Annotated in this window: 21 protein-coding genes; 8 read left to right on the forward strand and 13 right to left on the reverse strand. The window is 72.9% G+C overall.

What is annotated here, in order from left to right; all coding sequences use genetic code 11:
• Nucleotides 1-75: 75 nt before the first annotated feature.
• From C0216_RS21695 to metH, 4 genes are all read right to left on the reverse strand, one after another.
• The gene (locus C0216_RS21695) at nt 76-1,656 is read right to left on the reverse strand and encodes an ABC transporter substrate-binding protein (protein ID WP_246042648.1); all 1,581 of its coding nucleotides are present in this window, start codon (nt 1,654-1,656) and stop codon (nt 76-78) included.
• A 74-nt stretch (nt 1,657-1,730) separates the two neighbouring features.
• Nucleotides 1,731-3,335, reverse strand: a complete 1,605-nt coding sequence (locus tag C0216_RS21700) for an ABC transporter substrate-binding protein (RefSeq protein WP_114056894.1) — start codon at nt 3,333-3,335, stop codon at nt 1,731-1,733.
• Nucleotides 3,336-3,802: 467 nt separating this feature from the next.
• The gene (locus C0216_RS21705) at nt 3,803-4,504 is read right to left on the reverse strand and encodes an HAD family hydrolase (protein ID WP_114056895.1); all 702 of its coding nucleotides are present in this window, start codon (nt 4,502-4,504) and stop codon (nt 3,803-3,805) included.
• Between the two features lie 113 nt (nt 4,505-4,617).
• Nucleotides 4,618-8,130, reverse strand: coding sequence for a methionine synthase (gene metH / locus C0216_RS21710; RefSeq protein WP_114056896.1), 3,513 nt, complete (start codon nt 8,128-8,130; stop codon nt 4,618-4,620).
• A gap of 253 nt (nt 8,131-8,383) precedes the next feature.
• On the opposite strand from metH, the gene C0216_RS21715 reads away from it, so the two are divergent.
• From C0216_RS21715 to C0216_RS21735, 5 genes are all read left to right on the forward strand, one after another.
• The gene (locus C0216_RS21715; protein WP_114056897.1) at nt 8,384-9,151 is read left to right on the forward strand and encodes an IclR family transcriptional regulator; all 768 of its coding nucleotides are present in this window, start codon (nt 8,384-8,386) and stop codon (nt 9,149-9,151) included.
• Nucleotides 9,152-9,467: 316 nt separating this feature from the next.
• Nucleotides 9,468-10,250: an MIP/aquaporin family protein gene (locus tag C0216_RS21720; RefSeq protein WP_114056898.1), complete on the forward strand. Its 783-nt coding sequence runs from the start codon at nt 9,468-9,470 to the stop codon at nt 10,248-10,250.
• 79 nt (nt 10,251-10,329) lie between these two features.
• Nucleotides 10,330-11,856: a glycerol kinase GlpK gene (gene glpK, locus C0216_RS21725; RefSeq protein ID WP_174250434.1), complete on the forward strand. Its 1,527-nt coding sequence runs from the start codon at nt 10,330-10,332 to the stop codon at nt 11,854-11,856.
• A 38-nt stretch (nt 11,857-11,894) separates the two neighbouring features.
• A complete protein-coding gene (locus tag C0216_RS21730; protein ID WP_114056900.1) occupies nt 11,895-13,502 on the forward strand; it encodes a glycerol-3-phosphate dehydrogenase/oxidase in 1,608 nt (535 codons plus the stop codon).
• Nucleotides 13,503-13,628: 126 nt separating this feature from the next.
• On the forward strand, nt 13,629-14,603 hold the full coding sequence (locus C0216_RS21735; protein WP_114056901.1) for a PAC2 family protein: 975 nt from the start codon (nt 13,629-13,631) through the stop codon (nt 14,601-14,603).
• Between the two features lie 314 nt (nt 14,604-14,917).
• On the opposite strand, the gene mshC is transcribed toward C0216_RS21735, so the two are convergent.
• The 6 genes from mshC to C0216_RS21765 all read right to left on the reverse strand — a co-directional run bounded on the left by mshC (nt 14,918) and on the right by C0216_RS21765 (nt 20,678).
• On the reverse strand, nt 14,918-16,147 hold the full coding sequence (gene mshC, locus C0216_RS21740) for a cysteine--1-D-myo-inosityl 2-amino-2-deoxy-alpha-D-glucopyranoside ligase (protein ID WP_114056902.1): 1,230 nt from the start codon (nt 16,145-16,147) through the stop codon (nt 14,918-14,920).
• A 110-nt stretch (nt 16,148-16,257) separates the two neighbouring features.
• Nucleotides 16,258-17,130, reverse strand: coding sequence for an SCO1664 family protein (locus C0216_RS21745; protein ID WP_114056903.1), 873 nt, complete (start codon nt 17,128-17,130; stop codon nt 16,258-16,260).
• A complete protein-coding gene (locus tag C0216_RS21750) occupies nt 17,094-17,684 on the reverse strand; it encodes a DUF3090 domain-containing protein (protein ID WP_114056904.1) in 591 nt (196 codons plus the stop codon). The genes C0216_RS21745 and C0216_RS21750 overlap by 37 nt, the downstream gene beginning before the upstream one ends.
• 87 nt (nt 17,685-17,771) lie before the next feature.
• Nucleotides 17,772-18,509 carry a histidine phosphatase family protein gene (locus tag C0216_RS21755; protein WP_114056905.1) on the reverse strand — a complete coding sequence of 246 codons (738 nt, stop codon included), beginning with the start codon at nt 18,507-18,509 and terminating at the stop codon, nt 17,772-17,774.
• A gap of 119 nt (nt 18,510-18,628) precedes the next feature.
• Nucleotides 18,629-19,408, reverse strand: coding sequence for a ferritin-like domain-containing protein (locus tag C0216_RS21760; RefSeq protein WP_114056906.1), 780 nt, complete (start codon nt 19,406-19,408; stop codon nt 18,629-18,631).
• A gap of 220 nt (nt 19,409-19,628) precedes the next feature.
• On the reverse strand, nt 19,629-20,678 hold the full coding sequence (locus C0216_RS21765) for an LLM class F420-dependent oxidoreductase (protein WP_114056907.1): 1,050 nt from the start codon (nt 20,676-20,678) through the stop codon (nt 19,629-19,631).
• A 100-nt stretch (nt 20,679-20,778) separates the two neighbouring features.
• Here C0216_RS21765 and C0216_RS21770 point away from each other — a divergent pair, with 100 nt between their 5' ends.
• Together C0216_RS21770 and C0216_RS21775 are read left to right on the forward strand one after the other, a co-directional pair.
• Nucleotides 20,779-21,771, forward strand: coding sequence for an aldo/keto reductase (locus tag C0216_RS21770; RefSeq protein ID WP_114056908.1), 993 nt, complete (start codon nt 20,779-20,781; stop codon nt 21,769-21,771).
• Entirely contained in the window at nt 21,768-24,131 is a 2,364-nt protein-coding gene (locus C0216_RS21775) for a helix-hairpin-helix domain-containing protein (protein ID WP_174250435.1), read from the forward strand. The genes C0216_RS21770 and C0216_RS21775 overlap by 4 nt, the downstream gene beginning before the upstream one ends.
• 73 nt (nt 24,132-24,204) lie before the next feature.
• Here C0216_RS21775 and C0216_RS21780 read toward each other — a convergent pair whose 3' ends face one another.
• Complete coding sequence (locus tag C0216_RS21780; protein ID WP_114056909.1) at nt 24,205-24,846, reverse strand: hypothetical protein; 642 nt, start codon at nt 24,844-24,846, stop codon at nt 24,205-24,207.
• Between the two features lie 47 nt (nt 24,847-24,893).
• Between C0216_RS21780 and C0216_RS21785 the strand changes: the two genes are divergently transcribed.
• Nucleotides 24,894-25,082, forward strand: coding sequence for a DUF5703 family protein (locus tag C0216_RS21785; protein ID WP_073774709.1), 189 nt, complete (start codon nt 24,894-24,896; stop codon nt 25,080-25,082).
• A gap of 74 nt (nt 25,083-25,156) precedes the next feature.
• Here the strand turns inward: C0216_RS21785 and C0216_RS21790 are convergent, their stop codons facing one another.
• A complete protein-coding gene (locus C0216_RS21790; protein ID WP_114056910.1) occupies nt 25,157-25,930 on the reverse strand; it encodes a chaplin in 774 nt (257 codons plus the stop codon).
• 99 nt (nt 25,931-26,029) lie between these two features.
• Nucleotides 26,030-26,263 carry a chaplin ChpH gene (gene chpH / locus C0216_RS21795; RefSeq protein WP_114056911.1) on the reverse strand — a complete coding sequence of 78 codons (234 nt, stop codon included), beginning with the start codon at nt 26,261-26,263 and terminating at the stop codon, nt 26,030-26,032.
• Between the last annotated feature and the right edge of the window lie 5 nt (nt 26,264-26,268).

Genomic DNA, 26,268 nt, shown 5'->3' on the forward strand with positions numbered 1-26,268 from the left:
CGCCCCCGCAGACACGGCCGGCCCGTGCCGCCCCGGAAGGGGGCGGCACGGGCCGGCGGCGTTGCGCGAGGCTGGTCAGCCCTTGCTGATCTCCCAGAAGCGGAAGACGGTGGAGGCGTCGAGCGACCACTGCAGGCCGGTGACGTTCTGGCGGGTCACCGCGTACTGCTTGCTCTGCCACAGGGGCAGGAGCGGGATCTCGTCCGCGACGATGTCCTGGAGGCGGGTGTAGTCCGGCGTGGCCGCGCTGCGGTCGGCCTTGGCGGAGGTCGCCGGGATGATCGTCTGGGTGATCTCCTTGTTGTCGTAGTTGTTGTTCAGGACGTTGTTCGGCCCGAAGAACGGCTGCGTGAAGTTGTCGGCGTCCGGGTAGTCGGGCACCCAGCCGCGGATGTAGACGCCGTACTTGCCGGCCGCGATGTCCTTCTCGTACTGCTCGTACTCGACGGACTTCACGTCGGCCTCGAACAGGCCGCTGTCGTTCAGCTGCTTGGCGATGAGCGCCATCTCCTGGTCCGTGGCGGGACCGAAGCGGTTCGGCGTCGTGTACAGGGTGATCTTCACCTTGTCCTTGATGCCGGCCGCGCGGAGGACCGCCTCGGCCTTCTTCGGCTGCGGGCTGCCGCCGTAGCGGTCGAAGAAGGCGGTGTTGTGGGAGCCGATGCCGGCCGGGACGACCGAGTACAGGGAGGTCGCGGTGCCCTCGTAGACGTCCTTGACGAGCGCCTCGCGGTCCACGAGGAAGGCGATGGCCTTGCGGACGGGGAGCTTGCCGGCGACCTCGTCCTTCATGTTGAAGACGAGGTGCTGGACCTCGGCGCCGGTGCCCTGGACGACCTCGATGCTGTTGTCGCCGGTCTTGGACGAGGCGAGGCCGGCGATGTCCTTGGCGGCCAGGCCGCGGAAGGCGAAGTCGACGTCGCCGCTTTCGAGGACCTTCTTCAGCGCGGCCTGGTCCTGGTTGAAGAACTTCAGCGTGACGCCGGTGTTCTTCGGCTTGGCCTTGCCGGTGTAGGCCTCGTTGACCGAGAAGTTGGCGCTCTTGTCGTTGAACGAGTCGAGCTTGTAGACACCGGAGCCGATGGCCTTGCCGTCGGTGCGGAGCTTGTCGGCCGGGTACTCGGAGTGGTCCACGATGGAGCCGGCACCCGAGGCGATCTTGCTGGGGAAGGTCGCGTCGGGCGTCTTGAGGCGGAAGACGACGGTCTTGTCGTCGGGGGTGTCGATGCCCGCGATCGACGACAGCAGGACGGCCGGGCCGTTCGGGTCGTTGATCTTGAGCGTGCGCTCGAAGGAGAACTTCACGTCCTCGGACGTGAGGCGGTTGCCGTTGCTGAACTTCAGGTCCGGCTTCAGGGTGCACTTGTACACCTTGCTGTCGCCGCCCTCGAAGGCGCACGACTGCGCGGCGTCGGGCTCCGGGGTGGTGGCGCCCTTGGGGAAGCTCAGCAGCGACTGGAAGACGTTGTTGAAGAGCAGCCAGGAGCCCGGGTCGTAGCCCGCGGCGGGGTCGGTGGACTTCACCTTGTCGGATATGCCCATGACCACGCCCTTGCCGCCTTCGGCGGGCGAGCCGTCGGTCGAACCGCAACCGCTGAGCAGCGCTGCGGCGGTGGCTGCGCCGAGCGGGGCTGCCAACCACTGGTTACGTCTCATCACTCGAACGTCCTTCACAGTCTTGCTGAATCGATGCACCGGCCCGCGGACACCCGCCGCCGGTCCTGCCGGTCTCAGCCGCTGACTCCGCGGCCGAGTTCCCACAGCTGGAGGTCGGAGATGGCGTTGACCGACCACTCCACTCCGGTGATCCCGTCGCGTGCGGCGACGTACTGCTTGCCCTGCCACAGCGGCAGGACGGGCACGTCCTCGGCGACGATGTCCTGCATCTCCGTGATCGCGGGGGCGGCGACGTTGCGGTCGGCGGCCTTGCGCGACTCGGGGATGAGCTTGGTGCGCACCGTGCTGTTGGCGTACGGCGTGCCCAGGAAGTTGTCCTGCTCCAGGAAGGGAGCGAGGAAGTTGTCGGCGTCCGGGTAGTCGGGGAACCAGCCGAGCCCGTAGGCGGCGTAGTCGCCCTTCTTCTGCGCCGGGCGGAACTCGGCCCAGTCGGCGCCCTGGACGGTGATGTCGAACAGCTGGGTGGAGTTCAGCTGGTTCTTCAGGATCTCGAACTCGGCGGCCGTGCCGTCGCCGTAGTGGTCCGTGGTGTAGGTGAGCGTCAGCTTGACCGGCGTCTTGATGCCGGCGTCCTTCAGCAGCTGGGCGGCCTTGGCCGTGTTGGCCTCGCCGTACTTGTTGCGGAAGGAGTTGACGTGGCCCGTGACCGAGGTGGGTACCAGCGAGTACAGGGGCTGCGCGGACTTGCCGTACACCTTGGAGACGATCGCGTTGCGGTCGACGGCGGCGGCGAGGGCCTGGCGGACGGCCTTCTCCTTGACGACCGGCGCCTCGGTGTTGAAGCCGATGTAGCGGATCTCCAGGCCGGGCATCGGGACGATGCGGACGCCCTTGGGCGGGTTCGCCGAGAACTCGTTGATCTGGGTCGGCGACAGGGTGCGGGAGACCATGTGGATCCGCCCGTCGGTGAGCGCCTTTCCCATGGCGGCGCTGTCGTCGAAGGTGCGCAGCTCGACCTTGTCGTTCTGGAGCTTCAGGTCGCCCTTGTAGTGGGGGTTCTTGCTGAACACGGCGCGGACGAGGCGGTTGCCCTTGACCTCGGCCTTCATCGTGTAGGGCCCGGAGCCCTCGACGGTGAAGCCCTCGCGGAGCTTCCCCGCGTCGTAGGCCTTCTCGCTGACGATGGCCGCGGCCGGGGTGGAGAGCTTGTACGGGAACGTCGCGTCCGGGGTCTTCAGGTGGAAGACGACGGTGTCGGCGCCCTTGACCTCGACGGTGTCGAGGGTGGAGAGGAGCGAGGCGGGGCCGTTCTCGGCGTTGATGGCGCGGACGCGGTCGATGGAGAACTTGACGTCCTTGGCGGTGAGCGGCTCGCCGCTCGCGAACTTCAGGCCGGGGCGCAGGGTGCAGCGGTAGCTCTCGTTGCCCGTGTCGGTGAAGTGGCAGGCGGAGGCCGCTTCGGGGACGGGGCGGCCGCCGCCGCGGGGGGTGTGCATCAGGGTCTGGACGGTCTGCCGCAGGACGTTCCAGGCTCCGGCGTCGTAGGCGTACGCCGGGTCGAACGGTGCGGGGGCGTAGTCCGCCGCCTCGTACCGGTCGGTGGTGCCGACGACGATCGCTCCGGTTCCCGCTCCGCCGCCCGTCGCGCTGCCGCAGGCAGCGAGGGCGGGGGTGAGCAGTCCGGCCGCGGCCGTCAGCACCAGGGTCTTGCGGTTCATGCTGGAAGTACTCCCTTGACCGGCACTTGTTCAAAGCGGCGTAGAGGGCACTTCGCGGCGGTCGCCCGTTCTGGGCGGAACGATCGGGCCGGTTTTGTGACGATCGGTCCACACGTACCCGGCACAGGGGTGTGTGTCCGGGACTGCTGCGGTGCGGAGTGCCCGCGTCGACATTAGTGGCCTTGGACCGGTTGGCTTGAACTGGCCGGACTTGGGGTGTAATCGCACGGTGATGGGAGGAGACTGCCTGTCAGGGCCGGAGGCATCGCAGATGCGGTCAGGAGATCATCAATCCGGACACAAGGGAACCGGCGCGGAGGGCCCTAATGGTCCGTAAGGGGCGTTGCGGGTGACGAAGGTCACCCGGGCTCGCCGCCAGGGAATGGATGGGATTTCGGCGCGTCAGCCAAGGAACGGAAGACCGCTCTCGGGCTCACGCGCCGAGGATCGCCACGCAGTGTCGCGGATCAGTTCATCGGGGTGATGAGGGAGCGGAGGAAGGCGAGGTCGACGTCCTCCAGCGAGCCCACCACGGTCCGCCCGGGCGCGGGCGGGATCACCCCGACGGAGGGGACGGCGACGACGCGGCAGCCGGCCGCCTCCGCGGCGGCCACCCCGGTGGCGGTGTCCTCGATGACGGCGCACCGGGAGGGGTGGGCGCCGAGGGTGCGGGCGGCCAGCAGGTACGGGTCGGGGTGGGGCTTGGTGCGCGGCACGTCGTCGCCGGCGACGGTCAGGGCGAAGCGCTCGGGGCCCAGGGAGCCCAGGATGCGGTCGATGACGCGCCGGTGCGAGGCGGAGACGAGGGCGGTGGGCACGTTGTGCCGGGCGAGCTCGGAGAGCAGCTGCTCGGCCCCGGGCATCAGCGGCACCCGGTCGGCGATGCGGGCCTCGAAGCGCTCGTTCAGCAGGATGCTGAGCTCGCCGACGCCGATGTCGGCGCCGGTGGCCTCGATGAGGAAGCCGGCGCTGCGGGTCATGGGCCCGCCGACCACGATGTCGCGCCAGGACTCCTCCAGGCGGTGGCCGAGCTCGGCGAAGACGTCGACCTCGGTCTCCCACCAGAAGCCCTCGGTGTCGACCAGCGTCCCGTCCATGTCGAGCAGCACCGCCTGGAGGGCCGAGCCGTCGGCCGTACGGGCGATGGAGACGGGAACGGTACTGGTCATGCGCGCGCCTCTCGACGGGGACGAGAAGGCCGGTCGCCTGTTCCCGCGCGGGGCGCTCCCCGGGGAACAGGCGACCGGCCTGTTGGGGACCGACCAGTGTACGTCGGTCTGCGTCAGCGTGCGTTGAAATACTTCGCTTCGGGGTGGTGGATGACGATCGCGTCGGTGGACTGCTCCGGGTGGAGCTGGAACTCCTCCGACAGGTGGACGCCGATCCGCTCGGGCCGGAGCAGGTCGGCGATCTTGGCGCGGTCCTCCAGGTCGGGGCAGGCGCCGTAGCCGAGGGAGAAGCGGGCGCCCCGGTACTTCAGGGCGAACATGTCCTCGACGTCGGCGGGGTCCTCGCCGCCGAAGCCGAGCTCGGCGCGGACGCGGGCGTGCCAGTACTCGGCGAGGGCCTCGGCGAGCTGGACGGAGAGGCCGTGCAGCTCCAGGTACTCGCGGTAGGAGTCCGACGCGAACAGCTTGGCGGTGGCCTCGCCGATCCTCGAGCCGACGGTGACGACCTGGAGGCCGACGACGTCGGTCTCGCCGGACTCCTCGGGGCGGAAGAAGTCCGCGAGGCACAGGCGGCGGCCGCGGCGCTGGCGCGGAAAGGTGAAGCGGGTCCGCTCGTTGCCGGCCTCGTCGAGGATGATCAGGTCGTCGCCCTTGGAGACGCACGGGAAGTAGCCGTGGACGACGGCCGCCTCCAGCAGGTTCTCGGTGTGCAGCTTCTCCAGCAGGCCGCGCAGCCGCGGCCGGCCCTCGGTCTCGACGAGCTCCTCGTAGGTGGGGCCGCCGGCGCGGGCCTGCTTCAGGCCCCACTGGCCCTTGAAGAGGGCGCCCTCGTCGAGCCAGGAGGCGTAGTCCTTCAGCGGGATGCCCTTGACGACCCGCGTGCCCCAGAACGGCGGGGTCGGGACGGGGTTGTCGGCGGAGACGTCCGAGCGGCCCCCGGGCTCCTCCGGCTCGGCGGCCTCCGGCAGCGGGGTGTCGCGCCTGGGGACGCGGCGCTGCTTGAGCTCGGGCAGGGCGGCGCCGGGGACGCCGCGCTTGACGGCGATGAGGGCGTCCATCAGGCGCAGGCCCTCGAAGGCGTCGCGGGCGTAGCGGACCTCGCCCTCGTAGATCTCGTGGAGGTCCTGTTCGACGTAGGCGCGGGTGAGGGCGGCGCCGCCGAGGATGACCGGGTAGGTGGCGGCCAGCTTGCGCTGGTTCAGCTCCTCCAGGTTCTCCTTCATGATCACGGTGGACTTGACGAGCAGGCCGGACATGCCGATGACGTCGGCGCGGTGCTCCTGCGCGGCCTCCACGATCGCCGAAACCGGCTGCTTGATACCGATGTTGACGACGTTGTAGCCGTTGTTGGAGAGGATGATGTCGACGAGGTTCTTGCCGATGTCGTGGACGTCGCCGCGCACGGTGGCCAGGACGATGGTGCCCTTGCCCTCCGCGTCCGACTTCTCCATGTGCGGCTCCAGGTAGGCCACCGCCGTCTTCATGACCTCGGCGGACTGGAGGACGAACGGCAGCTGCATCTGGCCGGATCCGAAGAGCTCGCCGACGACCTTCATGCCCTCCAGGAGGGTGTCGTTGACGATGTCGAGGGCGGGCCGGGTCTGCAGGGCCTCGTCCAGGTCCGCCTCCAGGCCGTTCTTCTCGCCGTCGACGATGCGCTGCCGCAGGCGCTCCTCCAGGGGCAGCGCGAGGAGCTCCTCGGCGCGGCCGGCCTTGAGGGACTTGGTGTTGACGCCCTCGAAGAGGGCCATCAGCTTCTGCAGCGGGTCGTAGTCGCCCTCGCGGCGGTCGTAGATGAGGTCGAGGGCGGTGGAGACCTGCTCGTCGTCGAAGCGGGCGATGGGCAGGATCTTCGAGGCGTGGACGATCGCCGAGTCAAGGCCGGCCTTGACGCACTCGTCGAGGAAGACGGAGTTCAGCAGGACGCGGGCGGCCGGGTTGAGGCCGAAGGAGATGTTCGACAGGCCCAGGGTCGTCTGCACCTCGGGGTGGCGCCGCTTGAGCTCGCGGATGGCCTCGATGGTGGCGATGCCGTCCTTGCGGGACTCCTCCTGGCCGGTGCAGATGGTGAAGGTGAGGCAGTCGATGAGGATGTCGGACTCGTGGATGCCCCAGTTGCCGGTGAGGTCCTCGATCAGCCGCTCGGCGATGGCGACCTTGTGTTCGACGGTGCGGGCCTGGCCCTGCTCGTCGATGGTGAGGGCGATCAGGGCCGCGCCGTGCTCCTGGGCCAGGCGGGTGACCTTCGCGAAGCGGGAGTCGGGGCCGTCGCCGTCCTCGTAGTTGACCGAGTTGATGACGGCGCGGCCGCCGAGGGCCTCCAGGCCGGCCTGGATGACGTCGACCTCGGTGGAGTCCAGCACCACGGGCAGGGTGGAGGCGGTCGCGAAACGGGCGGCCAGCTCGCGCATGTCGGCGACGCCGTCGCGGCCGACGTAGTCCACGCACAGGTCGAGCATGTGCGCGCCCTCGCGGATCTGGTCGCGGGCCATCTCGACGCAGTCGTCCCAGCGTGCCTCCAGCATGGCCTCGCGGAACTTCTTCGACCCGTTGGCGTTGGTCCGCTCGCCGATCGCCATGTACGAGGTGTCCTGGCGGAAGGGCACGGTCTGGTACAGCGAGGAGGCGCCCGGCTCGGGGCGCGGCTCGCGGACGGCCGGGGCGAGGCCGCGGACCCGCTCGACGACCTGCCGCAGGTGCTCGGGGGTGGTGCCGCAGCAGCCGCCGACCAGGGAGAGGCCGTACTCGCGGACGAAGGTCTCCTGGGCGTCGGCGAGCTCGCCCGCCGACAGCGGGTAGTGCGCGCCGTCCTTGCCGAGGACCGGCAGGCCCGCGTTCGGCATGCAGGAGAGGGGGATGCGGGCGTTGCGGGCGAGGTAGCGCAGGTGCTCGCTCATCTCGGCCGGGCCGGTGGCGCAGTTCAGGCCGATCATGTCGATGCCGAGCGGCTCCAGGGAGGTCAGCGCGGCGCCGATCTCGGAGCCGAGCAGCATGGTGCCGGTCGTCTCCACGGTGACGGAGCAGATGAGCGGGACGGAGACGCCGAGGGCCTCCATGGCGCGGCGGGCGCCGATGACCGAGGCCTTGGTCTGCAGGAGGTCCTGGGTGGTCTCGACGAGGAGGGCGTCGGAGCCGCCGGCGATCAGGCCCTCCGCGTTGGCCTGGTAGGCGTCGCGGAGGGTGGCGTACACGATGTGGCCCAGGGTCGGCAGCTTGGTGCCGGGGCCGATGGAGCCCAGCACCCAGCGCTGCTGCCCGCTGGCGGCGGTGGCGGCGTCGGCGGCCTCGCGGGCGATGCGGGCGCCGGCCTCGGAGAGCTCGTGGATGCGCTCGGGGATGTCGTACTCGCCCAGCGCGGAGTGGTTGGCGCCGAAGGTGTTGGTCTCGACGCAGTCGACGCCGACGGCGAAGTAGGCGTCGTGGACGGAGCGCACGATGTCGGGGCGGGTGACGTTGAGGACCTCGTTGCAGCCTTCGAGCTGCTGGAAGTCCTCCAGGGAGGGCTCCTGTGCCTGGAGCATCGTTCCCATGGCCCCGTCGGCGACGACCACGCGGGTCGCGAGCGCCTCGCGGAGGGCATCGGCCCGGTTCTGGGTGTCGGCGGGCGGGTTCGGCAACGAGGCCATGGAGAGCTCCCTGGGATGCGACGGCTGTCGGCTTTGCACCCTTGCCGTTCCAAGGGTGCACGCGGTCAGGGTAACCGCGCGGCGGGAGCCCCGGTGCGGGTGTCCCACGTGGCGGACTGCATGCTGTCCGCGGGGGTCGGCGGGGCGGGTCCAGGACACCTTGCGGCTTGAACACGTCGCCTGACCATGCGCAAGGTCGGCATGAGCCGATAGTGTTCAGCATTGTCGAACTACGTCAGCAGGAGGCTGCGCCATGGCACGGAACATCCAGTCGCTCGAACGAGCCGCTGCGATGCTGCGGCTCCTGGCGGGAGGCGAGCGCCGCCTGGGCCTGTCGGACATCGCCTCCTCGCTGGACCTGGCCAAGGGCACGGCGCACGGGATCCTGCGCACCCTGCAGGCCGAGGGCTTCGTCGAGCAGGACGCCGCCTCGGGCCGCTACCAGCTGGGCGCGGAGCTGCTCCGGCTCGGCAACAGCTACCTGGACGTGCACGAGCTGCGGGCGCGGGCGCTGGTGTGGACCGACGACCTGGCCCGGGCGAGCGGCGAGAGCGTCTACGTGGGCGTGCTGCACAAGAGCGGGGTGCTGATCATGCACCACGTGTTCCGCCCGGACGACAGCCGTCAAGTGCTGGAGGTGGGCGCCATGCAGCCGCTGCACTCGACCGCCCTGGGCAAGGTGCTCTCCGCGTACGACCCGGTCGCGCACACCGAGGCCGTCGAGGCGGAGCGGGAGGCGTTCACGCCCCGCACGGTCACGGACGCGGCCGGCTTCGAGGAGGTCCTCGACCTGACCCGGGCGCGCGGCTGGGCGGCCGACGTGGAGGAGACCTGGGAGGGCATCGCCTCCGTGGCGGCGCCCATCCACGACCGGCGCCGGATGCCGGTGGGCGCGGTGGCGGTCGCCGGCGCGGTGGAGCGGGTGTGCGGCGAGGGCGGCGAGCCCCGGGCCGCGCTGGTGGCGTCCGTACGGGACTGCGCGCGGGCCGTTTCGCGCGACCTCGGCGCGGGCCGCTTCTAGCCGCCCCCCGACCCTTTTCAGGCCACTTCGTGGCCGCTTTCTGCCCTCTTTTCGCCATATTCCGGCCGAAGAGTGGCTTGATGTGGTCGATCCCACGGCGCGGTAACGATCCGGCATTTGGCCTGGCCAACCCTTGACGCGTTCTTCACCCGGGCGGAAAACTGCCGTTCATCGGTCGGCATTGTCGAACACCTACCGGCAATACGCGCTAGGGTGTGGGCAAGGCCAAGGACCGGTGAAGCACTCACCGAGTGCGCGGACGACGGGCGGGACCCCGTGTCCGCCCACCCCTGGACGCAAGACAAAGGAGTCGCGGGTGCCCAGCTCCGACATCTTCCTCGGCGAGACCATCGGTACCGCCCTGCTCACCCTGCTCGGCGGTGGTGTCTGCGCCGCCGTCACGCTCAAGAGCTCCAAGGCCCGTAACGCAGGCTGGCTGTCGATCACCTTCGGCTGGGGTTTCGCCGTACTGATCGCCGCCTACGTCTCCGCGCCCCTCTCCGGCGCGCACCTGAACCCGGCGGTCACCGTCGGCCTGGCCGTCAAGAACGGCGAGTGGGGCGACGTCCCCGTCTACTTCGCGGGACAGCTCCTCGGCGCGATGCTCGGCGCCGTCCTGATGTGGATCACCTACTACGGCCAGTTCCGCGCCCACCTCGCGGACCCCGAGCACATCCGCGACGCCAAGCTCGGCCCCGAGGACCCCCACCCGCACGACCAGGCGGGCCCCGTCCTCGGCGTCTTCTCCACCGGTCCCGAGATCCGCAACGTGGTGCAGAACCTCACCACCGAGATCATCGGCACCGCCGTCCTCGTCCTGGCGATCCTCACCCAGGGCCTCCAGGACGACGGCAAGGGCCTCGGTGTCATAGGCGTCCTGATCACGTCCTTCGTCGTCGTCGGCATCGGCCTCTCCCTCGGCGGCCCCACCGGCTACGCCATCAACCCGGTCCGCGACCTCGGACCCCGCATCGTCCACGCCCTGCTGCCGCTCCCCAACAAGGGCGGCTCCGACTGGGGCTACTCCTGGATCCCGGTGGTCGGCCCGCTCGTCGGCGCCGTGCTCGCCGGCGGTCTCTACAACATCGCGTTCGCCTGATCGCCACGGCCCCGCGCTCGTAGGATCCGCACCGCCCCACTGAATCCGCACTCCTCACGACCTGCCAGGAGCAGCCACCATGACCAGCAGCACCGGCCCCTTCATCGCAGCGATCGACCAGGGCACCACCTCCTCCCGCTGCATCGTCTTCGACCGCGACGGCCGCATCGTCGCCGTCGACCAGAAGGAGCACGAGCAGATCTTCCCCAAGCCCGGCTGGGTGGAGCACGACGCCACCGAGATCTGGGCCAACGTCCAGGAGGTCGTCGCCGGCGCCATCGCCAAGGCGGAGATCACCTCCGCCGACGTCAAGGCGATCGGCATCACCAACCAGCGCGAGACCACCGTCCTGTGGGACAAGAACACCGGCGAGCCGGTGCACAACGCGCTCGTCTGGCAGGACACCCGCACCGACGCCCTCTGCAAGGAGCTCGGCCGCAACGTCGGCCAGGACCGCTTCCGCCGCGAGACGGGCCTCCCGCTCGCCTCGTACTTCGCGGGCCCGAAGGTCCGCTGGCTCCTCGACAACGTCGAGGGACTGCGCGAGCGCGCCGAGGCCGGCGACATCCTCTTCGGCACCATGGACTCCTGGGTCATCTGGAACCTGACCGGCGGCACGCAGGGCGGCGTCCACGTCACCGACGTGACCAACGCGTCCCGCACCATGCTGATGAACCTGCACACGCTCGCCTGGGACGAGCGCATCGCGGAGTCCATGGACGTCCCGCTCGCGGTCCTCCCCGAGATCCGCTCCTCCGCCGAGGTCTACGGCCACGTCAAGGAGGGCGTCCTCGCGGGCGTGCCCGTGGCCTCCGCGCTCGGCGACCAGCAGGCCGCCCTGTTCGGCCAGACCTGCTTCTCCGAGGGCGAGGCCAAGTCCACCTACGGCACCGGCACGTTCATGCTGATGAACACCGGCGACAAGATCATCAACTCCTACAGCGGCCTGCTGACCACCGTCGGCTACCAGATCGGCGACCAGAAGCCGGTCTACGCCCTGGAGGGCTCCATCGCCGTCACCGGCTCGCTCGTCCAGTGGATGCGCGACCAGATGGGCCTGATCAAGTCCGCGGCCGAGATCGAGACGCTGGCCTCCTCCGTCGAGGACAACGGCGGCGCCTACTTCGTCCCCGCCTTCTCCGGCCTGTTCGCCCCCTACTGGCGCGCCGACGCCCGCGGCGTCATCGCTGGCCTGACCCGGTACGTCACCAAGGCGCACATCGCCCGCGCCGTCCTGGAGGCCACCGCCTGGCAGACCCGCGAGATCACCGACGCCATGACCAAGGACTCCGGCGTCGAACTGGCCGCCCTGAAGGTCGACGGCGGCATGACCTCCAACAACCTGCTGATGCAGACGCTCTCCGACTTCCTGGACGCCCCCGTGGTCCGTCCGATGGTCGCCGAGACCACCTGCCTCGGCGCCGCCTACGCCGCCGGCCTGGCCGTCGGCTTCTGGCCCGACACCGACGCCCTGCGCGCCAACTGGCGCCGCGCGGCCGAGTGGACCCCGCGGATGCCCGCCGAGCAGCGGGACCGCGAGTACAAGAACTGGCTCAAGGCCGTCGAGCGGTCCATGGGCTGGATCGACGAGGAAAACGCCGGCTGACCGCACCAGCCGACGAACCGATGAGGAGCTGAAGAGACATGAGCACCCTGCAGAGCGTCCCCGCCCTGGGAACGCACCCGACCGCCGGCTCGAACCCGGGCCGCGCCGAGACCCGTGAGCAGCTGGCCAAGGCCACGTACGACCTGCTGGTCATCGGCGGTGGAATCCTGGGCACCTCGGTGGCCTGGCACGCCGCGCAGTCGGGCCTGCGGGTCGCCATGGTGGACGCCGGCGACTTCGCCGGCGCCACCTCCTCCGCCTCCTCCAAGCTCGTCCACGGCGGCCTGCGCTACCTGCAGACCGGCGCGGTCAAGCTGGTGGCCGAGAACCACCACGAGCGGCGGGTGCTGGCCAAGGACGTGGCCCCGCACCTGGTCAACCCGCTCACCTTCTACCTGCCGGTCTACAAGGGCGGCCCGGTGGGTGCGGCCAAGCTGGGCGCGGGCGTCTTCGCCTACTCCGCCCTCTCGGCCTTCGGCGACGGCATGGGCAAGGTCATATCCCCCGCCCGTGCCGTCGCCGACAACCCCGGCCTGAAGACCGACAACCTCAAGGCCGTCGCGGTCTACTACGACCACCAGATGAACGACTCCCGCGTCGCCGTCATGACGGTCCGCGCGGCCGTCGAGTCCGGCGCGGTCGTCCTCAACCACGCCGAGGTCACCGGCCTGCGCACGACGCGCGGCCGGGTCTCCGGCGCCGAGCTCAAGGACCGCCTCGACGGCACCGACTTCGGCATCGACGCCCGCGTCGTGCTCAACGCCACCGGCCCGTGGGTGGACCACCTGCGGCGCATGGAAGACAAGCACGCGCTGCCGTCGATCCGCCTGTCCAAGGGCGCGCACATCGTCATGAAGCGCAAGTCGCCGTGGAAGGCCGCCATGGCCACCCCGATCGACAAGTACCGCATCACCTTCGCCCTGCCGTGGGAGGACCAGCTGCTGCTGGGCACCACCGACGAGGTGTACGAAGGCGACCCGGCCGACGTCCGCGCCACCGAGAAGGACATCCAGCAGATCCTGGACGAGGCCGCCTTCTCCGTGAAGGACGCCGACCTCGACCGCTCCCTGATGACGTACGCGTTCGCCGGCCTGCGCGTCCTGCCCGGCGGCCCCGGCGGCGTCGAGAAGGCCAAGCGCGAGACCGTCGTCTCCGAGGGCGCGGGCGGCATGCTGTCCGTGGCCGGCGGCAAGTGGACCACGTACCGCCACATCGGCCGCGTCGTCATGGACAAGCTGGCCAAGCTGCCCGGCAGCCCGCTCACCGACGACATGGAGCCCGTCAAGTCGCTGGTCCGCCGGGTCCCGCTGCCCGGCGTCGCCAACCCGAACGCCGTCGCCCACCGCCTGCTCGTCGACCGCGAGCCCGGCGCCCGCATGGACCCGCTGACCGCCCGCCACCTGGCCTCCCACTACGGCTCCCTTGCCTTCGACGTGGCCCGCCTCGCCAACGAGGACCCGGCCCTCGCCGAGCGCATCCACCCGGACGGCCCGGAGATCTGGGCGCAGGTCGCCTACGCCCGCGACTTCGAATGGGCCGAGACCGCCGACGACGTGCTGCGCCGCCGCACCACGGTGACCATCCGCGGCCTCGACAGCGCCGAGGTCCGCGGCCGCGTCGAGGACATGCTGGGCCGCAAGGCATAGCCTCCCGCGCAGTGGGGAAGAGGGGCGGTTCCGAGGGGAACCGCCCCTCCGTCGTGGGCTGTGGCAGCCGTCCCCGCAAGCCTTAGGCTGACCCACGTAGGCAAGGAACTTCGGAAGGAGACCTGGGTGATCGAGCTTGAGGGCGTGCCCGAGCTGATCGACCCGGTCATGGTGGCCGCGTTCGAGGGCTGGAACGACGCGGGCGACGCGGCGTCCGGTGCGGTCGCGCACTTGGACCGGGAGTGGAAGGGCGAGGTCTTCGCGGCGCTCGACGCAGAGGACTACTACGACTTCCAGGTCAACCGGCCCACCGTGTGGCTGGACAACGGCGTCCGGAAGATCACATGGCCGACGACGCGGCTGTCCGTGGTGCGGATCGGCGGCGCCAAGCCGCGCGACCTCGTACTCGTGCGGGGTATCGAGCCGTCCATGCGGTGGCGGTCGTTCTGCAACGAACTCCTCGGCTTCGCCCACGAGCTGGGCGTCGAGATGGTCGTCATCCTCGGCGCCCTCCTGGGTGACACCCCGCACACCCGTCCGGTCCCCGTCAGCGGGGTCACCTCCGACCCCGACCTGGCCCGGACGATGCACCTGGAGGAGACCAAGTACGAGGGCCCCACCGGCATCGTCGGCGTCCTCCAGGAAGCCTGCACGCACGCCGGGGTGCCCGCCGTGTCCCTGTGGGCGGCCGTCCCCCACTACGTCTCCCAGCCGCCCAACCCGAAGGCCACGCTGGCCCTGCTGAACCGCCTCGAAGACCTCATCGACGTACGGATCCCGCTCGGCGAGCTGCCCGAGGACGCGCGGGCCTGGCAGCTCGGGGTGGACCAGCTCGCCGCCGAGGACAGCGAGGTCGCCGAGTACGTCCAGACGCTGGAGGAGGCGCGGGACACGGCCGACCTGCCGGAGGCGTCGGGGGACGCCATCGCCCGGGAGTTCGAACGCTACCTCCGCCGCCGGGACCCCTCGGCGGAGCCGGGCCCCGCGCCGGGCGGCGACGCGTCGTACCTCCGCGACCCCTCCCCGGGCCGCCCCCGCCCCCGCAGGTCCCCGGACCCGGAGGAAGACCCGGGCGAAACCCCGGATCCCCCCCAGCCGTAGCCGCCGAGGCCGGGGGAACGGGCTCCGGCCGGGCTTCGGGGCCGCTGCGCGGAGCCGGTTCCCCTCCCCGCCCCTTCCCGAAACCGGGGGCGAAGCCCCCGGCCCCCGAAACGGGCGCTCCGCGCCCGTGCGCTCAAACGCCGCGCGGGCTTGATATACCCCCACCGGCACATCCAGCCCCGCCGGGCACTTCAGCCCCGCCGGCGTTTGAGGCGCAGGGGCACGCGGGCAGCGTCCCCGGAACCAGCCGCGCCCCGACCCCCGCGGGCGCAGACGGCTTGGCGGGGGTCGGGGCGCGGCACGGCGCGGCGGGGTTACAGGGCTACGCCCAGGAGGGCGTCCACCGTGCGGGAGACCACGCCCGGAGCGGTGGTGTCGTCGCCGTCGGCGGCGTTCTGGGCATCGACCCAGCGGTCCACCGCGGCCAGCGCAGCCGGCGCGTCGAGGTCGTCGGCGAGGGCGGCCCGCACCTCCTCGACCAGGGCATCCGCCGGGAGGCCGTCCGGCCGGGACACGGCGGCACGCCACCGCGCGAGCCGCGCCTCCGCCTCGGCGAGGACCGCGTCCGTCCACTCCCAGTCCTCGCGGTAGTGGTGGGCAAGCAGCGCCAGCCGGATGGCCGCCGGGTCGACGCCTGCCCGCCGCAGCGCGGAGACGAAGACCAGGTTGCCCTTGGACTTCGACATCTTCTCGCCGTTCAGGGCGACCATCCCGGCGTGGACGTACGCCTTGGCCATCGGGAACTCGCCGGTGAGGACCTGCGCGTGCGAGGCGCCCATCTCGTGGTGCGGGAACGCCAGGTCGGAGCCGCCGCCCTGGATGTCGAAGCCCATCCCGAGGTGGTCGAGCGCGATGGCGACGCACTCGATGTGCCAGCCGGGCCGGCCGGGGCCGAGCGAGGCGCCGTCCCAGCTGGGCTCGCCCGGGCGGGCGGCCATCCACAGCATGGGGTCGAGGGGGTTCTTCTTGCCGGGGCGGTCCGGGTCGCCTCCCCGTTCGGCGGACAGCAGCCGCATGGCTTCCGCGTCGAGGTGGGACACGCCGCCGAAGTGGGGGTCGGACTCCACGGAGAAGTAGACGTCGCCGTCCAGCTCGTACGCGGCGCCCGCGTCCCGCAGCCGTTCGACGAGGGGCACGATGCCCGGTATGGCCTCGACGGCGCCGATGTACTGCTGCGGCGGCAGGATCCGCAGCGCGGTCATGTCCTCGCGGAAGAGTGCCGTCTCGCGCTCCGCGAGCTCGGTCCAGTCGTGGCCGTCGCGCAGGGCCCGCTCCAGGAGGGGGTCGTCGACGTCGGTGACGTTCTGGACGTAGTGGACCTGGCGCTTGGTGTCGAGCCACACGCGCTGCACGAGGTCGAACGCGTTGTAGGTCGCCGCGTGACCGATGTGGGTCGCGTCGTACGGGGTGATGCCGCAGACGTAGATGCGGGCGACGGGACCGGGGTCGAGGGTGATCTTCCCCTGGGTCGCGGTGTCGTGGATCTGGAGGTCGCGGCCCTTGCCGGGCAGGGCGGGGACCTCAGAAGCGGGCCAGGCATGCATGTCTCGAGCCTAACCGGACGGGTGTTCCGGAAACTAACCGGACCAGCACTGTTGGCCGGATGACCGCTCTTGCGCTGTGGCCGGTTCTGTGCGTCCCCGGCAGTGCCGGTTCAGACCGGCGGCCACGGGATGGACGGCCACTGCCCGGACGGCTCGGGGTGCACTCCGGTGCGCAGCAGACGGGCCACCCGGGCCCGTACGGCGGCCAGCTCGGCCGTGGTGATCAGTTCGGCCAGCCGGGTGGCGAGGGGCTCGCCGTCGGCGAGCTGCCGCTCCAGCCGGGCCAGGACCTCGCGGGCCTCGGCGGTCAGGGGCTCGCCGGCCCAGCCCCAGAGCAGGGTGCGCAGCTTGTCCTCGACGTGGAAGGTGACGCCGTGGTCGATGCCGTAGAGGCGGCCGCCGGGGGCGGGCAGCAGGTGGCCGCCCTTGCGGTCGCCGTTGTTGATCACGGCGTCGAGTACGGCGAGCCGCTGCAGCCGCGGGTCGTCGGCGTGCACGAGGAGGGCGGTGCGGCCCTCTCCGACCTCGGCGAGCGCGACCGGCTTCCAGCCGTCGCCCGCCTCCTCGCCCTCGACGAGGGCCAGCAGCCCGGCGGCGCCGGCGTCGGCGCCGCCGCTGCCGTCCTGCGCGGTGTCGGGCCCGGCGGCGTCGATCCACTGCTGGACCATGCCCTCCCCGTACGGCCCGTCCCGCAGCACGGTCGGCGGGACGAGGCCCCAGCCGGTGGCCTCGGAGACCAGGTAGGCGGCGACCTCGCGGCGCGCCAGGTTGCCGTCGGGGAAGTCCCACAGGGGGCGCTCCCCCTTGACCGGCTTGTAGACGCAGTCGGTGCGGGCTCCGCCGCGGGCGGCGGTGCACAGCAGGACGGCGTTCGACGCGCCGGGGATCCGCCCGACGACGGTCAGCTCGCCCTCGGCGAGCAGTTTCTCCACCTCCCCCGCGGTGTTCACACCTGGCGCCGGTAGCCGTTCTGGCGGGGGCACACGTGGCCCTCGGGGTCCAGGGGCAGGCTGCACAGCGGGCACGGCGGCCGGCCGGCGTTGACGACGTCGAGGGCGCGCTTGGCGAAGGCCCGGGCCTGGGCTCCGGTGAGGCGGACCCGCAGCATGGGCGGGCCGTTCTCCTCGTCCTGGAGGAGCCGCTCCTCCGCCTCGGCGAGGTCCTCCTCGGAGTCGGCGTCGAGTTCGACGAGCGCCTGCGCTTCGACGATCATGCGCTGTTCCTCGCCGTCCCAGGCCAGGGCCATGGTGCCGACGCGGAACTCCTCGTCGACGGGGACGTCGAGGGGCGCGGTGTCAGCGGCCTCGGCGGGCGCGACGGCCGGGACGGCGGCGTTGCCGCCGCTGCGCCGCACGACCTCGTCCAGCAGTTCGTCCATCCGCTCCGCGAGCGCCGCCACCTGGGTCTTCTCCAGGGAGACGCTGGTGATGCGGGGGCCGGCGGAGGCCTGCAGGAAGAACGTACGGCGCCCCGGCAGACCGACCGTGCCGGCCACGAAGCGGTCCGGCGGGTCGTAGAGGAACACCTGACGGGGCACGTCCAGTCTCCAAGTCTCTGCTGCGGGGGCGTCGGCGGGGCGTGGCCGCGCCGCGGGGTGGCCCATCCACCCTACTGCGCCGTTCGATCACGCCGCGCCCGCACCGCCTCCCACGACCGCGTTCCCGCCGTCCTCGGTGGCGGCTTCGAAGGTCTCGGTCTCGGACGCGGCGGGGTCGGGTGCGCGGGCGGGGCGCGGCGCCAGGGAGGCGAAGTCGCCGGTGTCGCCGAGCCGGAGCAGGAACGGGCGGGTCGGCGTGTAGCGGACGGCGGTGACGGAGCAGGGGTCGACGTGGATGCGCTGGAAGAGGTCCAGGTGCATGCCGAGGGCGTCGGCGACGACGGACTTGATGATGTCGCCGTGCGAGCACATGAGGAAGACGGCGTCGGCGCCGTGCTCCTCCTCGACGCGGGCGTTCCAGTCGCGTACGGCGTCGACGGCGCGCGCCTGCATCGCCCGCATGGACTCGCCGCCGGGGAAGGCCGCGGCGGAGGGATGCTGTTGCACGATCTTCATCAGGGGTTCTTCGGCGAGTTCGGCGAGTCTGCGGTTCGACCAGTCGCCGTAGTGGCATTCGCCGATCCGCTCGTCGGTGTGCAGCGGCAGGTCGGGGCGCGCGGCGAGCAGGGGCTCCAGGGTCTCCCGGCAGCGCTGGAGCGGGCTCGTGACGGCCGCGGCGAGCGGTACGCCGGCGAGCCGTGCGGGCAGCGCGCGCGCCTGCTCCGCGCCGCGCTCGTCGAGGCCGACGCCCGGGGTCCATCCGGCGAGCAGCCCTGCGGTGTTGGCGGTGGACCGCCCGTGTCGTACGAGGATCAGCGTGGCCATGGGCGCAAGCCTAGTGCTGTGGCCGGGAAGGTTCACCGGGTCACAGCACTAGGCGGCGGCGCGCGGTGCGGACACCGGGAGTTGGGGGACAGGGGCCGCGCGGTGTGCGCGGGCGGCCGCTACGCCGGTGCCGGGGCGGGGCTGCCGAGGGCGTCGAGGCGTTCCGGGATACGGAGGGCGACCATGCGGTGCCAGCCGGCGAACCGCTCGTACGCGTACACGGTGTGGATGCCGGCGGCGAGGGCGGCCGACTTGGCGGCGGGCCAGCGCAGCAGCCGCCCCATGTGGTCCATGACGGCGAGGCTGACGTCGCGGTAGACGGCGATCTCGGCGTGGGCGCTCTGGCGCAGGACGCGCTGGATGGTGCGGCCGTGGCCGCGGCGGGCGAGGCGCAGCAGATCCTCGTGGCAGTAGGCCAGGTGGTTGTCCTCGTCGCGGCTGATCATGCGGACGGCCCTGCCGACCTCGGGGTGGTCGCCGAAGTGCCGGACGAGCAGGGCCATCTGCTCGGCGGCCCGCTGTTCGGTGACGCGGCTGTGCACGAGGTAGACGACGATGTCCTGCTCGGTGAGCGGCTCGTCGGCGCGCAGCCTGGCGTGGGCGAGGCCGATGCCGCGCCGCTCCAGCAGCATCGTGTAGTCGGTCTCGGGCGGGACGGGGACGGGCGGCAGTCCGCGTCTGCGGAGCAGGGCCCGGAAGATGCGGCCGTGCTTGTCCTCGTCGGCGCCGTGGCGGGCGGCCTTGGGGGCGAGGTCGCGCAGGCCGTCGGGGACGAGGGCGGCGATGCGGGCGTTCTCCCAGCCGCCCTGGGCTTCGCCGCCGGCGGCGATGGAGCAGAAAAGCCGGAAGGAGTCCTCGTCGTCGAGGATCTCCTGGAACAGGCTGCGGGCCGAGAGCATGCTCCGAGTCAACGGCGGGCCCCGCGGGCGGGCAACCGCGGGGATGTTCCCGTTCCTCCGTTCGGGCGACGGCGGGGGCGGCCGGGACATGCGTAACCCCGGGGGTGCCGCGCGCGTTGTTGCGGGTGTCGGCCGTGGCGGGGAAGACCCCCGAGCCCCCACCACGGCCGCAGGCTTCCGGGCCCCGGATCCCTCCGGGGCCCTCCCCTTGTGCCGTCCGTCAGGCGAGGCCGGCGTGCTCCAGGGCCCGGGTGCCGGCGCGGAGGGCGGTGAGCCGCTCCTCCAGGGTGAATCCGGCCGGGGCGAGGGTCAGGGTGGTGACGCCGGCCTCGGCGTAGGCCCGCATGCCGTCCGCGATGCGCTCGACGGAGCCGAGCAGGGTGGTGGAGTCGATGAGGGAGTGCGGGACGGCGGCGGCCGCTCCCGCCTTGTCGCCGGCCAGGTACTTGTCCTGGATCTCCGCGGCCTCCTTCTCGTATCCCATGCGCTGCGCGAGCTGGTTGTAGAAGTTCTGCTTCCGGCTGCCCATGCCGCCCACGTAGAGGGCGGTGTAGGGGCGGAACATGTCGGCGAGGCCGGGTACGTCGTCGCCGACGGCGAGCGGGACGGTCGGGCAGACGTCGAAGCCGTCCATGCCGAGGCCGGCCTTCTCGCGGCCGGCCCGGATGTGGCGCAGCGCGGTGGCCTCCAGGTGTTCGGCCGCGGGGAAGATCAGCAGGGCGCCGTCGGCGATCTCGCCGGTCTGCTCCAGGTTCTTCGGGCCGATGGCGGCGATGTAGAGGGGGATGCGCTCGCGCTCGGGGTGCACGGTGAGCTTGATCGGCTTGCCGGGGCCGCCCGGCAGGGGCAGGGTCCAGTGCTCGCCCTCGTAGGAGAGGCGCTCGCGGGTCATGGCCTTGCGGACGATCTCGACGTACTCGCGGGTGCGGGCGAGCGGCTTGTCGAACTTCACGCCGTACCAGCCCTCGGAGACCTGCGGGCCGGAGACGCCGAGGCCGAGGCGGAAGCGGCCCTTGGTGAGGGAGTCGAGGGTGGCGGCGGTCATCGCGGTCATCGCGGGCTGGCGGGCCGGGATCTGCATGATCGCGGAGCCGACGTCGATGCGCTCGGTCTGGGCGGCGACCCAGGACAGGACGGTGGGGGCGTCGGAGCCGTACGCCTCGGCGGCCCAGCAGACGTCGTAGCCGAGGCGGTCCGCCTCCTGGGCCACCGCGAGGTTGTCCGCGTCCATGCCGGCGCCCCAGTAGCCGAGATTGATGCCGAGCCGCATGTGTCGTCCCCTTACCGGTGTACCGATCAGTAACGTTGGTCTGGGCGGACTGTAGCGCGCCAGGGTCCGCCGCGTCAGTGCCCCAGTAGTCTCAGCGCTCATGGAGCAGAGGCATCTCGGCCGCACCGGCCTGCGCGTGTCCCGGATCGGCCTCGGCACCCTGACGTGGGGCCGTTCCGAGGACGGGCCGGACGAGGCGGGCGCCGCGGAGCAGTTGAAGGCGTTCTGGGAGGCGGGCGGCACGCTCGTCGACACCGCCGACGTGTACGGCGGCGGCGAGGCCGAGTACCTGCTGGGCCGGCTGGTGGGCTCGGTCGTGCCGCGCCGGGACCTCGTCATCGCGACGAAGGCGGGCAGCGTGCCCGACCCCGACCGGCGCTTCGACGGCTCGCGCGGGCACCTGCTGGCCGCGCTGGACGACTCCCTGGAACGCCTCGGCACGGACCATGTCGACCTGTGGCAGGTCCACGCCTTCGACCCGGCGACGCCGCTGGAGGAGACGCTGCAGGCCCTGGACCAGGCCGTGGGCAGCGGGCGCGCCCGGTACGCCGGGGTGTCGAACTTCAGCGGCTGGCAGCTGGCCAAGGCGGCCACCTGGCAGCTGGCGGCGCCGGGCGGGCGGACCCGGCTGGCGAGCACGCAGATGGAGTACTCGCTGCTCCAGCGGGGCGTGGAGCGGGAGGTGCTGCCCGCGGCCCGCGACCTGGGTGTCGGGCTGCTGCCGTCCTCGCCGCTGGGTCGGGGGGTCCTGACGGGCAAGTACCGGACGGGCACCCCGGCCGACTCGCGGGGCGCGTCCCCGGCCATGGCGGGCTTCGTCGAGCCGTACCTCGACGAGGGGGCGGCCGGCATCGTGGACGCCGTGGCGACGGCCGCGCACGGTCTGGCGGTGACGCCGCTGCAGGTCGCGCTGGCGTGGGTGCGGGACCGGCCGGGGGTGGTCGCGCCGGTCGTCGGCGCGCGGACGTCCGCGCAGCTCGCGGAGGCCCTGTCGGTGGAGGAGCTTACGCTTCCGGAGGAGATCTGCCGGGCGCTGGACGACGTGTCGGCGCCGGTGCACCGCTACCCCGACCAGGACTGGAGCACGCTGTGAGCACGGACCGCGACACCGAGGCCGCTGCCGCGGAAACCCCGACGCCGCCCGCCGGCCAGGAGCCGCCCGGCACCCCGCCGCCCGCCGCACCGGCCGAAGCCGCGGCCGGCGAGGGCGGCGGGCGCCCGCCGGCGGAGGAGGACGGGGCGGCGGAAGACCCCGCAGGCCCGGGGCCCGGTGCGGCCGGCGGCAGCGCCGCGGAGCCGGTGGCTCAGGCCGGGGGCGGGGCCGGAGAGGACTCCGCGGGCGGCGGCCGGGAGTCCGGGGACCCGCAGGCCGCGGCCGACGGCGACGCTCCGGAGGCCGAGGCTCCGGCGGCCTCGGCTCCGGACGGGGCGGCCGCCGGGGCCGCCGGCGGGGACGGGGCGGCGCAGCCCAGCGAGGCCGAGGCCGAGCTCGCGGCGCAGCGGTACGAGCGGGAGCGGATCGCGCGCCGCAAGGCGGAACGCCAGGCCCCGGTGGAGGCGGGCGGCAAGCTGAGCGGCAGGGCCGCCGATCTGCTGGCTGCCGTACGGGCCGTGGAGAGCGGGAAGCCCGCGCCGGCGTACTTCGACGACGCCCCGGCCGTCCCGCGCCGGACCGCACCGCAGGCCCCTGCCGCCCGCGCCCCCGAGCCGGCCCCGCGGCCGCGCCCGGAGGCCGCGGCGCCCGCCGCGCCGCCCGCGGAGCGCGTCGAGGCCGTCCGGGCGGTGCTCGCGCGCGGCGGCGCCCCGGCGGAGCTGGCCGCTCCGGCGGCGGCCGCGCTCGGCGAGGATGCGGCCGAGCAGCTCGCCGAGGACCCGTGGCGGCTCCTCGCCGTCGCGGGCGTCCGACCGAGCCAGGCGGACGGGTTCGCGCGCGCCCTGCTCGGCCCCGGCGCCGGTCCGGCCGACGAGCGCCGCGCCGCAGCGCTCGTCGGCTGGCTGCTGGAGCAGGCCGCGCTCAAGGGGCACACCGCCCTGGAGGCCGCCGCCCTGGAGGCCGCCCTGGCCGGCTACGGGGTCCCCGCCCCGGCCGAGGCGCTCGGCCAGGCCATCGCCGAGGGCCTGGTCCTCGTGTTCCACGAGCCGGTGGCCGAGTCGGCCGCCCGCGCCGCGCAGCCCGCGGACCCCGAGGCAGACGCCGACGCCGGGCAGCCCGTACGCGTCCTCGTCGGCCTGGAGGGCCACGCGCTGGCCGAGGAGAGCCTGGCCGACGGCCTGGCCCGGCTGACCGGCACCTTCACCGGCGAGGGCGCCGCCGCCTGGGACCCGTCCGCGGCCGGCGCCGGCGCCGAGCTGGTCCGCGCCGCCGCGGCGCACGGCCTCGTCGTGCACACCGGCGGCGAGGCCGCCCGCGCCGAGCCGCTGGCCCTGGCGGCGGCAGCCCGGGAGCACGGCCTGCGCACCTGCCTCGCCGCGCACGCCCCCGCGCCGGGGGCCGTCACCGTGGCCGGGCTGCTCGCCGGGGCGGAGGGACCCGAGCGGGACGCGGACGGCCGGTTCGCACTGGACCTGCTGGTCGTGCTGGACGCGCCGCAGCTCGACGTGGAGACCGCGGCAGCCCTGGTGGAGTCGGTTCCGGACGGCGCGCGCCTGGTGCTGTCCGGGGACCCCGCGGTCCTGGGCTCGGCGGGCCCCGGCCGGGTGTTCGCGGACGTCCTCGCGGCCCGTGTCTACCCGCAGGTCGCCTCCCGTGTCCCGGACCCGGGCCCGATCGGCGAGCTGGTCTCGGGCATCGGGATCGGCGAGCTGAACCAGGTGGACGCCCCCGGCCGGGAGGTCGTGATCGTTCCCGTCCGCGATGCCGGCGAGGCGGTGCACCGCACGGTGCAGCTGGTCGCCGAATCCGTGCCGCGGGCCTTCGGCATCGGGGCGGACGGGGTGCAGGTCATCACCCCGGGCCACGGCGGCTCGGCGGGCACGCGCGCGCTGAACGCGGCCCTGAAGGAGCGGCTGAACCCGGGCCCGGGCCGCTTCGGCGGCTTCGACCCCGGCGACCGCGTCGTCCACGTGCCGTCGCCCGGGCGGGCCGTCCCTGCGCGGGTGGTGTCGGCGGACGCCGCGGGACTGCACCTGGACGCCGCGGGCGCGCGGGTCGTCGTACCGAAGGAGCTGGTGGAGTCGCGGGTGCGGCACGGCTGGGCGGTCACGGCGCACCAGGCCGTCGGCGCGCGCTGGCCGGCGGTGGTCGTCGTCCTGCCGGGGGACGCGGTGCCCGCCCTGTCGCGGGACTGGGTGTACACGGCGTTCGGGCGGGCCGAGCGGCACCTGTCGGTGGTGCACGGCGTCGACCAGGCGCTGCCGCGCGCGGTCGCAGAGGTGCTGCCGAAGCCGCGGACGACGCGGCTGGCGGGCCTGCTGCGGGGCCTCGCGGCCGCGGCGCAGGAACAGCCGCAGTAGCGGCGCGGCCAGGCGGCCGGCCTCCCGTCCCGTTGCGGGCGGGGGCCGGCCGCGGCTGCGGCACGGGGCCGGGTCAGGCGGGCGTCAGGCCGGGCTCCGCGGCCTCGTCGTCCTCCTCGTCGTCGTCGAAGACGGAGCTGACGTCGAACCGGTGCAGGACGTCCTGCGGGTCCGTGCTGCCGAACGGCGCGGCGAGCCACTCCCCCGGCTCCGGGATCTCGTGGGACGCGGCGATCCACAGTGTCGAGTCGCCCTCCTCCAGGCCGAAGTCCTTGGCCCGGGCGGCGATTTCGTCGGGCTCGTACTCCCCGAAGAGGACGCCCAGCGCTCCGGCCGTGCCCCCGTCGTGGACGAGTTCGGCGTCGCGGTCGTGCGCGGCGACCCGGTCCGCCTGGGCGACGAGCCGCCCCGGGTGCACGACGGCGTAGTCGCGGCGGATGAGCACGCTGAAGGCGGCGGGCTCGGCGGGTCCGGCGTACGGGGCTCCGTCCTCGGGGGTGGGGATCTCGAACGGGGTGACCTCGTCGTAGCGGTCGTAGAGGAGTTCGTCGTACTCCTCGGCTGCGGCGGCGAGTTCGTTGAAAGCGGCGTAGACGGCCGGGTCCTCGTCCCCGACCCTGCTCTCGACAGCGGCGAGGTGGCGGTCGATGGCGGCCTTGACGGCCTCGGCGGCGGCGCGAACCTCGGCAACAGTGGGCAGAGCGGCATCAGACATAGGGCAGACGCTATCCGTAGCGGGGCGGTGCCCGCACAATAGATGCGATGCCGGAATACGAATTCGTCGACGTGTACGTGCCTCGCGGGGTCCCCCGCAAAGAGGCGACCCGACTGCTGACCGACCACGCCGAGTACGGGAACTGGGAGCTCGACCGGCTGAGCCTGCACCGGGACGGAAGCCGCAGGGTGCGGCTGCGCCGCAGGATCATCCGTCAGGTCCGGGCGACCTGGTGACGGGCTGACCTGGCGGCATGGCGCGGGCCCCGCTCCCCGGGAGGGGGCGGGGCCCGCGCTGTGACGGCGCCGCGTCAGGCCGCGGCGCGGGCCCGCCGGTAGAGCACGGCTCCGGCCAGGAGCGTGCCGGCGGCCAGCGGCAGTGCGACGCCGAGGACGTCGCCGGCGCCGGTCGCGGCAAGCCCGGCCTGCCGGGGCGGCGCGATCCCGGCCCCGGGCCCGCCGGGCCCGCCCCCGGGCGTCACCGAACCGCCGTCGGGGCTGCCCGGGGTGCCGGGCTGGTTCGGAGTGCCGGGCTGGCCCGGGGTGCCGGGGTTACCCGGGGTGCCGGGGTTACCCGGCTGCCCAGGATTACCGGGGTTCTCGGGGTTCTCGGGGTTGCCGGGGTTGCCGGGGTTGCCGGGCTGCCCGGGGTTCCCGGGCTGGCCCGGCCCCTCCTCCTCGTCACACGGTTCGTCCGGGACCTGCGGACCGCCCGGATTGCCCGGCTGACCGGGGTTCCCCGGCTGGCCCGGGTTACCGGGATCGCCCGGCTGGCCCGGGGTGCCGGGGTTCCCCGGCTGGCCCGGACTGCCCGGCCGGCCGCCGCCGTTGGTGCAGCCGTTGCCGAACGCCGGGTTCAGCAGCCCGATGACGTCGATCGTGTTGCCGCAGACGTTCACCGGCGCGTCCACCGGGGCCTGCACGTTGTTGCCGGACAGCACGCCCGGCGAGCCGGCGGCCTGCCCCGACGCCGCGGCTCCGGTGCCGCCGGCCGCCTGCGCGTACCCCCCGCCCAGGGCGAGGACGCCCCCGGCCGCGGCCATCGTGATCAGGGTCTTCCTCGCCGCCGCTGCCTGTCGTCGCATCTCTTCCATCCCCCTGCCGTATACAAGAACACCGGGCCCGAAAGCCCGGCGGCCCCGGAGCGCTGGATTGCGCTCCGGGGCCCCAAGACCTCAGGTGCGTCAGGCGTTGACGCAGGTGTTGCCGAAGGCCGGGTTCAGCAGGCCGACGACGTTGATGGTGTTGCCGCAGACGTTCACCGGGATGTGGACCGGGACCTGGACGACGTTGCCGGACAGGACGCCGGGGGAGCCGATGGCCGCACCCTGCGCACCCGCGTCGGCAGCCGCCACGCCCGCACCCGCCAGAACCAGACCACCGGTGGCAGCGGCAGCGGCCACAACCTTCTTCAGCATTGTTC

Origin of the sequence: Streptomyces globosus (assembly GCF_003325375.1) — a bacterium.
GTDB lineage: Bacteria > Actinomycetota > Actinomycetes > Streptomycetales > Streptomycetaceae > Streptomyces > Streptomyces globosus_A.

What these genes read in the sequence shown, in the direction of transcription:
- C0216_RS21695 (WP_246042648.1), bottom strand. Translation starts at nt 1,656, where the DNA reads ATGAGACGTAACCAGTGGTTGGCAGCCCCGCTCGGCGCAGCCACCGCC.
- C0216_RS21700 (WP_114056894.1), bottom strand. Translation starts at nt 3,335, where the DNA reads ATGAACCGCAAGACCCTGGTGCTGACGGCCGCGGCCGGACTGCTCACC.
- C0216_RS21705 (WP_114056895.1), bottom strand. Translation starts at nt 4,504, where the DNA reads ATGACCAGTACCGTTCCCGTCTCCATCGCCCGTACGGCCGACGGCTCG.
- metH (WP_114056896.1), bottom strand. Translation starts at nt 8,130, where the DNA reads ATGGCCTCGTTGCCGAACCCGCCCGCCGACACCCAGAACCGGGCCGAT.
- C0216_RS21715 (WP_114056897.1), top strand. Translation starts at nt 8,384, where the DNA reads ATGGCACGGAACATCCAGTCGCTCGAACGAGCCGCTGCGATGCTGCGG.
- glpK (WP_174250434.1), top strand. Translation starts at nt 10,330, where the DNA reads ATGACCAGCAGCACCGGCCCCTTCATCGCAGCGATCGACCAGGGCACC.
- C0216_RS21730 (WP_114056900.1), top strand. Translation starts at nt 11,895, where the DNA reads ATGAGCACCCTGCAGAGCGTCCCCGCCCTGGGAACGCACCCGACCGCC.
- mshC (WP_114056902.1), bottom strand. Translation starts at nt 16,147, where the DNA reads ATGCATGCCTGGCCCGCTTCTGAGGTCCCCGCCCTGCCCGGCAAGGGC.
- C0216_RS21755 (WP_114056905.1), bottom strand. Translation starts at nt 18,509, where the DNA reads ATGGCCACGCTGATCCTCGTACGACACGGGCGGTCCACCGCCAACACC.
- C0216_RS21760 (WP_114056906.1), bottom strand. Translation starts at nt 19,408, where the DNA reads ATGCTCTCGGCCCGCAGCCTGTTCCAGGAGATCCTCGACGACGAGGAC.
- C0216_RS21765 (WP_114056907.1), bottom strand. Translation starts at nt 20,678, where the DNA reads ATGCGGCTCGGCATCAATCTCGGCTACTGGGGCGCCGGCATGGACGCG.
- C0216_RS21770 (WP_114056908.1), top strand. Translation starts at nt 20,779, where the DNA reads ATGGAGCAGAGGCATCTCGGCCGCACCGGCCTGCGCGTGTCCCGGATC.
- C0216_RS21780 (WP_114056909.1), bottom strand. Translation starts at nt 24,846, where the DNA reads ATGTCTGATGCCGCTCTGCCCACTGTTGCCGAGGTTCGCGCCGCCGCC.
- C0216_RS21785 (WP_073774709.1), top strand. Translation starts at nt 24,894, where the DNA reads ATGCCGGAATACGAATTCGTCGACGTGTACGTGCCTCGCGGGGTCCCC.
- C0216_RS21790 (WP_114056910.1), bottom strand. Translation starts at nt 25,930, where the DNA reads ATGCGACGACAGGCAGCGGCGGCGAGGAAGACCCTGATCACGATGGCC.
- chpH (WP_114056911.1), bottom strand. Translation starts at nt 26,263, where the DNA reads ATGCTGAAGAAGGTTGTGGCCGCTGCCGCTGCCACCGGTGGTCTGGTT.